Origin of the sequence: Pseudonocardia sp. Ae331_Ps2 (assembly GCF_001932405.1) — a bacterium.
Classification (GTDB): Bacteria; Actinomycetota; Actinomycetes; order Mycobacteriales; family Pseudonocardiaceae; genus Pseudonocardia.
The window spans coordinates 1,446,254-1,459,084 of the sequence record NZ_MCIM01000001.1; the positions used below are offsets into that span (position 1 = coordinate 1,446,254).

A 12,831-nucleotide genomic window follows, 5' to 3' on the forward strand; every position below is an offset into this window, starting at 1 on the left:
CCGCCCGACACAGTCGGGCGGCGCGGGCCGGGTCGGGCCGGCGGCCTCAGACGGTGCCGGTGCGGGCCCGGCGGCGGCGCAGCCACACGTACAGCGGCCCGAGGAGGACCCAGCCGCCCGCGATCAGCCCGGCGATCGGGAGGATCCCGTCGACGGCGGTGCGACCCGCGACACGCACGTGCGTCGGGTCGGCGGTGTCGTACTCCACGTAGATGTTCTCGCCCGGGGTGAGCCCGACCGGGTAGGAGATGCCCGCGGCCGGGGTCTGCAGCCGGCCCTCGTCGTCGACGAAGCTGACCAGGGTGCGCCAGTAGTCCGAGCCCGGCAGGACGGTCGCGGCGGTGGTGCCGCGGTTGCCGTCGATCGCCGCGTCCTCCAGGAACGCGCCGCCCAGCGCCACCAGCGCGACCAGCGTCCACACCAGCGCGACGACCAGGACGATCTCGGGCAGGTGGTACCGCGTCCGGCGGAGCAGCCGGGCCGCGACGGCCGAGGTCTCGGTCAGCACATCGCCGGTGGGACGGCCGCTCGGACTGGTCACGGGACCCGATTCTAGGAGCGCCCCGGCACTCGGGTGTGTCCGGTGCCTCGCCCCCTCACGCCAGCCTCCCGGGCGGAGGTTGCCTACTCTCGAAGGGTGACCGTCGCACCGGCCAGCACCGCGTTGCGCGTCCGGACACGCCCCCTGCGACTCGACGGGCGGCTGCTGGACGCGCTGCCCGCCGACGCCGGGGCGCTGTCCTGGGTGCGCGACGGCGAGGGCGTGGTCGGCTGGGGCGAGGTCGCCCGGTTCACCGCGTCGGGGCCCGAGCGCTTCGCCGAGGCCGACCGCTGGTGGCGCCGTGTGGTCGACCGGCTCGACGCCGGCGCCGGCTACGACGACGTCCGCCTCCCCGGCACCGGCGCCCTCGCGTTCGCCTCGTTCACCTTCGCCGACGGCTGCCCGGGCTCGGTGCTCGTCGTCCCGCGGGTGATCGTGGGACGGCGCGGGCACCGCGCCTGGATCACCGAGATCACCACCGCCGACGCCCCGGAGACTCCCGGCAGGCTGCCGGTCCCGTCGCCGGTGCGTCCCAGCGGACGGCTGCGCTACGCCGACGGCCAGGTCTCCGCGCACCGGTACCGGGCCGCCGTCGCCTCGGCGGTCGGGCGGATGCGCGACGGGGAGCTGGAGAAGGTGGTGCTCGCGCACGACCTGCTCGCCGTCGCCGACCGCCCGCTGGATCCACGGTTCCTGCTCCGCGGGCTGGCCCGGCGCTACCCGACGTGCTGGAGCTACGCGGTCGACGGCCTGGTCGGTGCCACCCCCGAGCTGCTGCTGCGGCTGCGCGGGCGCACCGTGGAGTCGCGGGTGCTGGCCGGCACGATGTGGCCCGGGTCCGGACCGGACGCCGACACCGCGGGCGCGCTGATCGGCTCGTCGAAGGACCGCCGCGAGCACACCTACGCCGTGGACTCCCTCGCCGAGTCCCTGCGCCCGCTGGTGGCCGAGCTGCACGTACCGGACGCGCCGACGGTGCTCACCCTCCCGAACGTCTCGCACCTGTCCAGCGACGTGCACGCCCGCCTCGACCCGTCCCGGCCCGCGTCGCTGCTGACACTGGTCGGCGCCGTGCACCCGACCGCCGCCGTCGGCGGCACCCCGACCCCGGACGCGACGGCGCTGATCTCCGAGATCGAGGGTCTCGACCGCGGCCGCTACGCGGGCCCGGTCGGCTGGGTCGACGCCGAGGGCACCGGCGAGATGGGCATCGCGCTGCGCTGCGCGGAGCTGCAGGGACGCACGGCACGGCTGTTCGCCGGGTGCGGGATCGTCGCCGACTCCGATCCCGACGGCGAGGTGCGCGAGGCCGCCGCCAAGATGCGCGCGGTCCGCGAGTCCCTGGAGGGCTGAGCCCCGACCGGCCGCAACCGCGGGCCCGGAGGGCTCAGTCGAGCGCTGCGGCGAGCGTGCGGCGGAGCCCGGCGTGCGCGTCGCGCAGCCCGTCGCGGCGCGCCGCGACCCGGACCAGCCGCCGTCCCGAACCCGGCCGGGCCGCGAGTTCGCATGCGTCGCCGCCCCAGTCGGTCGCCGCCCAGCCCGCCGCCCGGGCCAGCGCGACGACGTCCACCCCGGTCGGCGTGCCGAAGACCCGCTCGAAGGCGTGGGCGTGCGCCGGGCCGCCCTGTTCGAGCAGGTGGAAGATGCCGCCGCCGTCGTCGTCGAGGACGGTGACGGTCAGGTCCGGGGACGGCTCCCCCGGTCCGACGACCAGCCCGGTGGTGTCGTGCAGCAGCGTGAGGTCGCCGAGCAGCAGCGCCGTCGGGCCCGGGTGCGCGAGCGCGGCGCCGAGGGCCGTCGACACCGTCCCGTCGATGCCCGCGACGCCGCGGTTGGACCGCACGGTGAGCCCGGGGCGGGGCACGGCGGCCAACGCGACGTCGCGCACCGGGTTCGACGAGCCGAGGACGAGCTGCCCGCCGTCGGGCTGGGCGGCGACCAGGTCGCGGGCCAGCCGCAGGCCGGGCGCACCCGCGGCGGTGCCGTCGTCGAGCGCGGCGTCGAGGGACGTGGCCGCGACCTGGTCCGCGTCGCGCCAGGACCGCACCCAGTCCTCGGGCGGGGACAGCGCGGGCAGCGCGCCGACGGCCCGGACCGTGCCGGCGACGTCGGTCCAGGGAGCGCCGTCCGGGCCGGGGTCGGCGAACACCGCCACCGACGGGTCGGCCAGCAGCGCGGCGACCCCCCGGTGCAGGGTGGGCCTGCCGAGCACGACGACCTGGGCGGGGCGCAGCCCGGGGCGGCCGAGCAGCCACGGGCCGGTGCGCAGCGCGTGCGGCCACCAGCGCGAGGACGGCTCCGCGACCAGCGGGGCCCCGCCGAGCAGCGCGGGGTCCGGCGCGGGCCCGCCCGCCCCGGCGACGACGAGCGTGCGCGCCCCAGGGTCCAGTTCCAGCGGCGGCAGCGTGCGGACCGGGCGGGACACCGCGGTCCACGGCGCGCCACCGGGGCGCCCGGCGGGCAGGTCCGCGCCCGGCGGACCGGCGTCGTGCTGCCCGGTGCCCGGCCCGGCCGGGTCGTCGTCGGGCACGAGCGGGTCGGTGTAGGGCAGGTCCAGGTGCACCGGGCCGGGGGCACCCGCGCCGGCACCGGTGGCCGCGGCGAGCATCCGCGCGACGACCGCGCGCCAGCGCCGCGCCTCCGGCTCGGTGCTGCCCAGCGGCACCGGCAGCGCGCCGGCCCAGCGCACCGCACCGCCGTACAGACCGGACTGGTCCACGGTCTGGCTGGCGCCGGTGCCGACCAGCTCCGGCGGCCGGTCCGCGGTCAGGACCAGCAGCGGGACCCCCGAGTGCGACGCCTCCAGCACCGCGGGGTGCAGGTTCGCCACCGCCGTCCCGGACGTGACGACGACCGGGACCGGGCGGCCCGACGCCAGCGACAGGCCGAGCGCGAGGAAGCCCGCGGCACGCTCGTCGATGCGCACGTGCAGCCGGACCGTGCCGCACGCGTCGGCCCGGGCCAGCGCGAACGCGGGTGGTGCGTTGCGGGATCCGGGGCACAGGACCGCGTCGGTGACACCGGCTCGCGCCAGCTCGTCGACGAGGACGCGCGCCTGCGCGGTCGAGCCGTTCACCCCATCACCCCTCGCGACGACGGTACCGGCGCGGTGACCGCGGTCCGCACCAGGCCGGTACCGATCCGGCCGGAACCGGTGAAATCGCCCCACGAGGGCCCTACCGTGACGCAGGCGCAGAAGTCCGTCGATGGGGAGGGACCGTGTCCGAGCCCGGCAGGCCGGAACACCGCGGGTCCCGGGCGACCAGGACCGCGCCGCCCGGGGACCTGATCCGGTACGTACCGCCCGAACCGCGTCGCGCCCCGGCGGGACGCGGTTCGCCGGGCGTAGAACGGGGGCGTAGAACGGGGTCGACCCGTCGCTCACCCCCGGGAGGCCGGAGACGTGCCACGCACCGACTTCACGATCAGCACCCCCGACGGCGACGCCGCCGCCGTCCTGCACACCCCCGACGGCGACGGCCCGTGGCCGGGCGTGCTCCTCTACCCCGACGCCGGCGGTGTCCGGCCGGCCATCCACGACATGGCCGCACACCTGGCGTCGCTGGGCTACGCGGTGCTGCTGCCCGACGTCTACCACCGGCACGGCGACTGGGCCCCGTTCGACTTCGCCACCGTGTTCTCCGACCAGCCCGAGCGGGAACGGCTGATGGGCATGGTGCGGTCGCTGACGCCCGAGCTCGTGGCGGTCGACGCCGAGGCCTGGGTGACCGCGCTGCTGGCGCGCCCCGAGGTCCACGGCAGGGCGGTCGGCACCACCGGCTACTGCATGGGCGGGGTGATGAGCCTGCGCACCGCGGCGACCCAGCCGGAGCGGGTCGCGGCCGCGGCGTCGTTCCACGGCGGCAACCTCGCCACCGACGACCCGACCAGCGTGCACCGACTCGCCGACCGCATCCGGGCCGAGGTGTACGTGGCCAGCGCGACCGACGACTCCTCCTTCCCCGACGAGCAGAAGCAGCGCCTCGCCGACGCGTTCTCCGCCGCCGGGGTGTCGGCGACCCTGGAGACCTACCCGGCCGCGCACGGTTTCGCGGTGCCGGACGCCCCCACCCACGACGACGACGCCGAGCAGCGGCACTGGGAGGCCCTGCACCGCCTCTTCGGGGCGAACCTGTAGGGGTAGCGTCTGCGCTCGACATGAGCGCGACCCTTCACGTGACGGGCCTGGCCGCGGGCCACGGCGACCGCCCCCTGTTCTCCGGGCTGGACCTCGTCGTCGCACCCGGCGACGTCATCGGGCTGGTCGGTGCCAACGGCGCCGGCAAGTCCACCCTGCTGACGGTGCTGGCCGGCTCGCGGCCCGCGGACGACGGGTCGCTGACGCTGGCCCCGCCCGACGCGACCGTCGGGCACCTGCCGCAGGAGCCCGACCGGCGTCCTGGGGAGACGGTCGCCGGGTTCCTGGCGCGCCGGACCGGCGTCGCCGACGCGCAGGCGACGATGGACGCCGAGGCGGAGGGGCTGGCGTCGGGCACCCCCGGCGCCGACGACCGCTACGCCGCCGCGCTGGACCGCTGGCTGGCCCTCGGTGGCGCCGACCTCGACGAGCGCTCCGGGGAGGTGCTGCGCGAGGTGGGCCTGGCCGTCGGTCCGGACGCCCCGATGACCGGGCTGTCCGGTGGGCAGGCGGCGCGGGCGAACCTCGCCGCGCTGCTGCTGTCCCGCTACGACCTGCTGCTCCTCGACGAGCCCACCAACGACCTCGACCTCGACGGCCTGGAGCGGCTGGAGCGGTTCGTGGGCGGCCTCGCCCGGCAGGGCACGCCGACCGTGCTGGTCAGCCACGACCGGGAGTTCCTGGCACGCACGGTGAACCGGATCGTCGAGCTGGACCTGGTCCAGCAGCGGATCGACGTCTACGACGGCGGTTACGAGTCCTACCTCGCCGAGCGCGAGGTGGCCCGGCGGCACGCCCGCGAGGACTACGAGGAGTACGCAGGGAAGCTCGGGTCCCTCCAGCAGCGCGCCGTCATGCAGCGCAACTGGATGGCCCAGGGCGTGCGCAACGCCCGGCGCAAGACGAAGGACCCGGACAAGAACGTCCGCGCGCAGCGCCAGGAGTCCAGCGAGAAGCAGGCCGCGAAGGCCCGGCAGACCGAGCGGGCGATCGAGCGGCTGGAGGTGGTGGAGGAGCCCCGCAAGGAGTGGGAGCTGCGGATGGAGATCGCCTCCGCGCCCCGGTCCGGGTCGGTCGTCGCGCGGGCCGACGCCGCCGCCGTGCGCCGCGGTGACTTCGCGTTCGGCCCGGCCACCGTGCAGGTGGGCTGGGCGGACCGGGTCGTCGTCACCGGTGCGAACGGGGCGGGCAAGTCGACGCTGCTCGGGCTGTTGCTGGGGCGGATCACCCCGGACTCGGGTTCGGCCGGTCTCGGCTCGGGGGTGCTGGTCGGCGAGATCGACCAGGCCCGCGGGGCCTTCCTCGGGGAGGCGACGCTGCTGCGCGCCTTCGGCGAGCAGGTGCCGGACTGGCCGGAGTCCGAGGTGCGGACGCTGCTCGCGAAGTTCTCCCTGGGCGCCGACCAGGTGCTGCGGACGGCGGCGTCGCTGTCGCCCGGTGAGCGGACCCGCGCCGCGCTGGCGCTGCTCCAGGCACGCGGGGTGAACCTGCTGGTGCTCGACGAGCCGACCAACCACCTCGACCTGCCCGCCATCGAGCAGCTGGAACGGGCGGTCGAGGAGTTCGACGGGACCGTCCTGCTGGTGACCCACGACCGGCGGATGCTCGACACGGTGCGCGCCACCCGCCGCTGGGACGTGCGCGACGGGACCGTCACCGAACTCTGAGTCGCTCCGGGACGACCGTGGCCCCACCGGTGTCCGGTGGGGCCACGACGCGCGGTCGGGGTGGGGTCAGGCCTGCGGGGCGTCCGCAGCATCGGGCTGCTCGACGATTGCGAAGCGCAGCTCCTGCTCGCCCTGCTCGGTCGCCACGGGCTGGACGTCGAGGACCTTGTCGTCCAGCAGCTGGGCCGCGGCCGGCTCGAGGAAGACGGTGATGCCCTCCCCTCGCAGCACGGTGTCCTGCGCGTCGCCCGCCTGCGCGAGGGCCAGCTCCAGCCCCTGCGCCGGGTCCGGCGCGGAGATGCGCAGGCCCCCGTCCTCGGGCAGCTCGGCGTCGGTGCTCAGGGTCTTGATCGCCTCGGCGGCGTTCTCGGTGATCGCCAACATCGTCCCCACCGTACGGACGTGTGCGCCCACGTCCACCGGGTCGCCCCGGGGCGGGCCCCCGTCGGGTGACGACCGGCGCCGTGCCCACCGGAAACATCCGGAGTGACACGCGTCACCCTCCCCGTCACGACGACGGCCCGGCGCCCCTGCGCGAGGGTGCCGGGCCGTGGTGTCGCGGGGCGCGGATCAGCCGAAGTCGTCGGGGTCCGGGCCGATGCGCTTGCCGGTGTGGAGCTTCTCCACCGCGGCGATGTCGTCCTCGCTCAGCGCGAAGTCGAAGATCTCGAAGTTCTCCTTGATGCGCTCCGGGTTGTTCGACTTCGGGAACACGATGTTCCCGAGCTGGATGTGCCAGCGGAGCACGACCTGCGCGGCCGACTTGCCGACCCGCTGGGCGATCTCCGTCAGCTCGGGCGCCTCGAGCAGTCCCTTGCCCTGGCCGATCGGGCTCCACGCCTCCAGCGCGATGTCGTGCTGCTGGAGGTACTCGCGCAGCTCGCGCTGCACCAGGCGCGGGTGGAACTCGATCTGGTTGACCGCCGGGACCGTGGAGGTCTCCTTCGCCAGCCGGTCGAGGTGGTCGGTCTGGAAGTTCGAGACGCCGATGGACAGCGCCTTGCCCGCCTTCTGCGCGTCCTCGAGGCCCTGCCAGGTCTCGACGTAGCGGTCCTGCTTCGGCTGCGGCCAGTGGATCAGGTAGAGGTCCACGTGGTCGAGGCCGAGCTTGGTGAGGCTCTCGTCGAGCTTGCGGACCGCGGCCTCGCGGCTGTGCCCGTCGTTGTTCAGCTTGGTGGTGATCCACAGCTCGTCGCGCGGGATGCCGGAGTCGGCGACGGCCTTGCCGACGCCCTCCTCGTTGCCGTACATCTGCGCGGTGTCGATGTGCCGGTAGCCGAGGTCCAGGGCCGCCTTGACCTTGTCCGCGGTGTCACCGGGCTCGATCTGGAAGACACCGAAACCCAGCTGCGAGATCTGCCGGCCGTCGTTCAGCTTGATCGTGGGAACAGTCATGTCCGTCGGCTACCCGCACCGGCGCACGCTCATACCGGCCCGTGGGATCCGTCTCTGGCGGGAATGCGGGCCCGGCTCAGCGCCAGACCCGTGCGACCTCGGCGGCGACGTCCGCCGCCTGCGCCCGGCCGGCCCGCGCCGACGCGGGGCGGCGGGCCGGGTCGAGGGGGTTGCGCCCGAACGCCCGGCGCGAACGCCGGTCGGGCTCGACGACGGCGACCCGGGCCAGCGCGCCGAGCGCCTCGGCCTGCACCCGCGGTGTCCCGGCCCCACCGAGCCCCAGGGAGAGCGGCGCGATGACGACGACCCGGCCGTACCCGGCGGCGAGGTCGGCGTTGGCGGCCGAGCGGGCCCCGCCGTCGATCCAGCGGGTGCCCGCGGCCGTGACCGGCGGCCAGACGCCGGGCACCGCGCAGCTGGCGGCGACCGCGGTGGCGAGCTCGACGCCGTCGTCACGGCCGAAGGCCCGGAACGCGCCGGTGTGGGCGTCGACGGCGGTCACCCGCAGGTCCCGGTCGGCAGGCCAGTCGGCGCCGTCCAGCCGGGACCGGATCACCGCGATCCGATCCGCCTCCGGCACCGTCTCGGCGTCGAGGGCGAGGCGGCCGATCCGGGCCCGCACCCGGGTCGCGTCGCGCGGGCCGGCGAGCGCGGCGAGACCGTAGCGGACCGCGAGCCGCAGCCCGAGGGTCGCGGCGATCTCCCCGGACGGCGGGGCGAGCTGGGTCTGCGCGAGCGCGGCCGGGTCACGCCCGACCGCCAGGTTGGCGCCCACCACCGACCCCGCCGAGGTCCCGACGACGAGGTCGGCGTCCCGCAGGTCGACGCCGTCGGCGAGGAGCCCGGCCAGCAGCCCGTACATCCAGGCGATGCCGGTCAGCCCGCCGCCGCCCAGCACCAGCGCCCGTCGGTCGTCGGACATGGGTCCTCCTCGTCGGCGCCCTGCATGATCACCACGGGTGAGGGGTCCGGTTCCGGATCCGGCACCGGGCCCCTCACTCCCGACGATCACCCTCGCAGGGCGCGGTACGCGATCTGGGCCAGGTGCACCGGCTCCCGTTCGCCGGCCTGGCGGACCTGGGTGCGGCAGGAGTAGCCGTCGGCCAGCAGGGCCACGGACTCGTCGGCGGCCCGGACCGCGGGCAGCAGGGCCCGCTCGGCACACGCCATCGAGACGTCGTAGTGGCCGTCCTCGAAGCCGAAGTTGCCGGCCAGACCGCAGCAGCCGGAGTCGAGCACGGTGGCGTCGACGCCGAGTGCCGCGAGCACCGCGCGGTCGGGCTGGGAGCCCAGCTCGGCGTGCTGGTGGCAGTGGATCTGCACCAGCGCCGCGCCGTTGCCCTCGCCCGCGACGGCGGACAGCTCGTCGGCATGCCGGGCCAGCAGCTCGGCGAAGGTCGACACCTGGTTCTTCAGGGCCTTCACCCGGGGCTCGTCGGGCAGGAGCTCGGCGGCGTCGCTGCGCAGCGCCGCGGTGCAGGACGGCTCCAGCCCGACGACCGGGATCCCGGCGTCGAGCGCCGGGCCGATCGCGCGCAGGCTGCGCGCCAGCACCCGGCGGGCCGCGGTGACCTGGCCGGTGGAGGTCCAGGTCAGGCCGCAGCAGACGTTGCGCGGGGGCAGCTCCACCCGGTACCCGAGCCCGGTCAGCACCGCGACGGCATCGGCGGCGATCTCCGGGTCGAAGTGGTCGGTGAAGGTGTCGGTCCACAGCAGCAGCGGGCCGCGGCTGCCGGGCGGAACACCGAGGTCCGGCACCGTCGACATGGGCAGCCCGCGGGCGGCCTGGGCGGTGTAGGTCTCCCGGGCGATCGGCGGGATGGCGCGGCGGGCGTCGATGCCACCCGCCTTCTTCGCGACCTTCGCCAGGAACGGGACCTGCGCGAGCCGGTTCAGCCCGTCGACGGCCGCGGCCGGCAGCACCCCGACCGCGCGCAGCCAGCGCGGGAGCGCACCCATCGAGTAGTGCGTGCGCGGGCGCAGCTTCCGGTGGTAGCGGTTCGCGAGGAACTCGGTCTTGTACGAGGCCATGTCGACCCCGACCGGGCAGTCGGACTTGCAGCCCTTGCAGGACAGGCACAGGTCGAGCGACTCGGCGACCTCGTCGGACTGCCAGCCGGCGGTGATGATCTCGCCGTTCGCCATCTCGAACAGCAGCCGGGCGCGGCCGCGGGTGGAGTGCTTCTCCTCCTTGGTCACGTTCCAGCTGGGGCACATCACCCCGGAGCCGGTGTCGACGGCGCACTTGCCGACACCCAGGCAGCGCCGGGTCGCCCGGTGGAAGCTGCCGCGGTCGTGGCCGAAGGCCAGCTTCGGCTCGTCCGGCATGGTGGGCATGCCGAGCTGGACGCGCAGGTTCTCGTCCATCGTCGCCGGGCGCACGACGCGACCCGGGTTCATCCGGTCGTCCGGGTCCCAGATCCCCTTGAAGTCCTCGAAGGCGGTGATGATCTGCGGCGGGTACATCCGCGGGAGAAGCTCGGCGCGGGCCTGGCCGTCGCCGTGCTCGCCGGACAGCGACCCGCCGTGCGCGACGACGAGGTCCGCGGCCGCGATCATGAAGTCGCGGAAGTTCTGCACACCGGGCTTGGTGAGCAGGTCGAAGTCGATCCGCACGTGCAGGCAGCCGTCGCCGAAGTGGCCGTAGTAGATGCCCTTGCGGCCGTGGGACTCCAGGACCTTGTCGAACTCGCGCAGGTAGGCGCCGAAGCGCTCCGGCGGGACGGCGGCGTCCTCCCAGCCGGGCCAGGCCTCGCCGCCCTCGGGCGAGCGGGTCAGCAGCCCGGCGCCCTCCTCTCGGACCTTCCACAGCGCGGCCATCTGCTTCGGCTCACCGACGACGACGGCGCCGGTCGTGTAGGCCTTCATCGCGTCGACGACGGCCTGCGCGGCGGCCTCGGCCTCGGCGCGGGTGGCGCCGCCGGTCTCGACGTAGAGCCAGCCCTTGCCCTCGGGCAGCATCCGGCTGGTCGTCTCGTCGGGGCGCAGCGCCCGCAGCGAGGCGATCAGCCCGGCGTCCATGCCCTCGATGGTCAGCGGCTTCTGCTCGCGGACGATCATCACGTTGTCCGCGGCATGGTAGGCGTCCGGGAAGCCGAGCACGGCCAGCGCACGGGCGGGCGGGGACTCGACCAGGTCGACGGTCGCGGACAGGATCGTCGCGCAGGTCCCCTCGGTGCCGACCAGTGCCTTCGCCAGGTTCACGTTCCCCGGCACGAGCTGGTCGAGGTTGTAGCCCGACACCCGCCGGGTCAGCTCGGGCACGTGCTTCTCGACGTCGCCGGCGACCCTCGTCCCGAGTGCGCGCAGCGCGTCCGGGATCGCGCCGGTCTCGGTGCCCTCGCCGCCGAGGACGATCCGCTCACCGCGGTAGGTGAGGACCTCCAGCTCGCGGACGTTGTCGACGGTCTTGCCCCAGGCCACCGAGTGCGAGCCGCAGGCGTTGTTGCCGATCATGCCGCCGATCGAGCAGCGGTTGTGCGTCGACGGGTCCGGGCCGAACGTCAGCCCGTGCGGCTTGCCGGCGTCGCGCACGGCGTCGCAGACGGCGCCGGGCTGCACGGTCGCGGTGCGGGCGTCGGGGTCCACGGACAGGATCGCGTCCATGTGCGTGCGGAAGTCCATCGCGACCGCGGTGTTGACGGCCTGGCCCGCGATGGAGGTGCGGGACCCGACCGGCATGACCGGGACGTCGTGCGCGCGGCACACGGCCATGGCGGCCTCGACGTCGGCGGCGTCGCGCGGGGCGATCACGCCGATCGGGACGCCCCGGTAGTTCGAGGCGTCCGCCGACCACATCGCACGGCTGCCCGCGTCGAACCGGACCTCCCCGCCGATGGCGGCACGCAGGTCGTTCTCCAGGGCGCGGTACGCGGTGGTCGAACGCGATCCGCCTTCGCTCCTCGCGGTGGTGGGACGCGCGGCGCTGTCGGTGGTCACGGGGCTCCTCTCGGCACGGGCTCCGATCCACGGGAACTGCTCGTGGCCGGCGCCGTCACGACGCTACCCGGGTCACCGACAACTACCGCTCCCGCCGGCGGCGAGCCGAGACCGGGAACTCTGGGCCTGGGCTGTACCTCACCGCGTTTCCCCGAGTCTGCTCGGAGGTACGGATGACGACGCCTCGCTCCACGAGCTCTCGAAGGATCGCGGAGCCGCGGTGGACGTCCACGTCGAACAGGTTCTGCACCGTTCTGTTGTTGATCGACCCGTACTCTTGGACGTGCTCGACGATCTTGCGGTCCCGCTCGTCACTCGGGGCTCGGTGGTACGCGACGGCGGATCCCAGCTCAGCAAGCACGGGGCCGCGGAGCCGGTAGTTGGGCTGCCTCCGATGAGCGGTCCCCTGAGTCGGTTCCAGAACGGCGGCCTCTCCCTCCGCCAGCCGGCGCAGCAAAGCCTGCGTGTCGTCGAGCGAACGCTGGATGACAGATGCCACGGCGGAGGCCGCGACGCTGCGCCTGCGGCGAAGGACGGCGAGGATCAGCAGGACATCCAGGTCGTCCCGCCGCTCCGGACCGAGTTGGTTCACATACCGTGCGACCCTCATATTCGGCTGATCGGAGACGAAAGTCACCGAGACCTGGTCGCGGTCCTCCGTGATTCTCGGGGGATTGCGGCCCACCCTGAGCATCTCCCGGTACATGCGGTCCACCCCGAGCCCCACCTGCTCCACCAGCCCGAGATGGCGGAGCGCTCCGAACAACGATCGGAACCGGGCCCGGTGAGGGTGACGCAGGATGTTCTCCGGAGTCACGCCCGCCACAAGGGGACCGGGCGAGGTGATCGTCAACCAGTCCGGCGAATGTTCGACCTGGATGGGTCGGCCGGTCCGGTGGTCTCCGTGAGCCACTGCGTTCATGACGGCTTCACGCACGGCGGCCATCGGAAAGTCCTGGACCTGCAGCTGTTGTCCACCGGTGAGATTGAGGTGTTCTCAGTAGCGGGGTGGCAGGTCGTGGCGACACGCCGAGGGTGGTGAGATGAGCGGGAACGGGGCAGGACCCCGGTAGATCGGTTCGGTCCAGCACAGATCGACACCGTCACCGAGGTCCTGCATGTCTGATCCTGTCACCTACACCGCTGTCCTC

Annotated in this window: 10 protein-coding genes; 3 read left to right on the plus strand and 7 right to left on the minus strand. The window is 74.6% G+C overall.

Features of this window, described 5'->3' with window-relative positions; genetic code table 11:
- Positions 1-46: 46 nt before the first annotated feature.
- Positions 47-541 carry a DUF3592 domain-containing protein gene (locus tag Ae331Ps2_RS06840; protein WP_139318916.1) on the minus strand — a complete coding sequence of 165 codons (495 nt, stop codon included), beginning with the start codon at positions 539-541 and terminating at the stop codon, positions 47-49.
- 96 nt (positions 542-637) lie between these two features.
- Here Ae331Ps2_RS06840 and Ae331Ps2_RS06845 point away from each other — a divergent pair, with 96 nt between their 5' ends.
- Complete coding sequence (locus Ae331Ps2_RS06845) at positions 638-1,894, plus strand: isochorismate synthase MenF (RefSeq protein ID WP_083695299.1); 1,257 nt, start codon at positions 638-640, stop codon at positions 1,892-1,894.
- A 34-nt stretch (positions 1,895-1,928) separates the two neighbouring features.
- Here Ae331Ps2_RS06845 and menD read toward each other — a convergent pair whose 3' ends face one another.
- On the minus strand, positions 1,929-3,617 hold the full coding sequence (gene menD, locus Ae331Ps2_RS06850) for a 2-succinyl-5-enolpyruvyl-6-hydroxy-3-cyclohexene-1-carboxylic-acid synthase (RefSeq protein ID WP_075310026.1): 1,689 nt from the start codon (positions 3,615-3,617) through the stop codon (positions 1,929-1,931).
- 327 nt (positions 3,618-3,944) lie between these two features.
- On the opposite strand from menD, the gene Ae331Ps2_RS06855 reads away from it, so the two are divergent.
- Together Ae331Ps2_RS06855 and Ae331Ps2_RS06860 are read left to right on the plus strand one after the other, a co-directional pair.
- The gene (locus tag Ae331Ps2_RS06855; RefSeq protein ID WP_075310024.1) at positions 3,945-4,679 is read left to right on the plus strand and encodes a dienelactone hydrolase family protein; all 735 of its coding nucleotides are present in this window, start codon (positions 3,945-3,947) and stop codon (positions 4,677-4,679) included.
- Positions 4,680-4,699: 20 nt separating this feature from the next.
- Entirely contained in the window at positions 4,700-6,346 is a 1,647-nt protein-coding gene (locus Ae331Ps2_RS06860) for an ABC-F family ATP-binding cassette domain-containing protein (RefSeq protein WP_075310022.1), read from the plus strand.
- 66 nt (positions 6,347-6,412) lie between these two features.
- On the opposite strand, the gene Ae331Ps2_RS06865 is transcribed toward Ae331Ps2_RS06860, so the two are convergent.
- The 5 genes from Ae331Ps2_RS06865 to Ae331Ps2_RS06885 all read right to left on the minus strand — a co-directional run bounded on the left by Ae331Ps2_RS06865 (position 6,413) and on the right by Ae331Ps2_RS06885 (position 12,626).
- Positions 6,413-6,730 (minus strand): adhesin, encoded by a 318-nt coding sequence (locus Ae331Ps2_RS06865; protein ID WP_043279789.1) that lies wholly within the window; start codon positions 6,728-6,730, stop codon positions 6,413-6,415.
- Between the two features lie 186 nt (positions 6,731-6,916).
- On the minus strand, positions 6,917-7,741 hold the full coding sequence (locus tag Ae331Ps2_RS06870) for an aldo/keto reductase (protein ID WP_075310020.1): 825 nt from the start codon (positions 7,739-7,741) through the stop codon (positions 6,917-6,919).
- Between the two features lie 76 nt (positions 7,742-7,817).
- Positions 7,818-8,663, minus strand: coding sequence for a patatin-like phospholipase family protein (locus tag Ae331Ps2_RS06875; protein WP_075310018.1), 846 nt, complete (start codon positions 8,661-8,663; stop codon positions 7,818-7,820).
- 86 nt (positions 8,664-8,749) lie between these two features.
- Positions 8,750-11,680, minus strand: coding sequence for an FAD-binding and (Fe-S)-binding domain-containing protein (locus Ae331Ps2_RS06880; RefSeq protein ID WP_249265629.1), 2,931 nt, complete (start codon positions 11,678-11,680; stop codon positions 8,750-8,752).
- 82 nt (positions 11,681-11,762) lie between these two features.
- A complete protein-coding gene (locus tag Ae331Ps2_RS06885) occupies positions 11,763-12,626 on the minus strand; it encodes an ATP-binding protein (RefSeq protein ID WP_075310016.1) in 864 nt (287 codons plus the stop codon).
- Positions 12,627-12,831 lie beyond the last annotated feature (205 nt).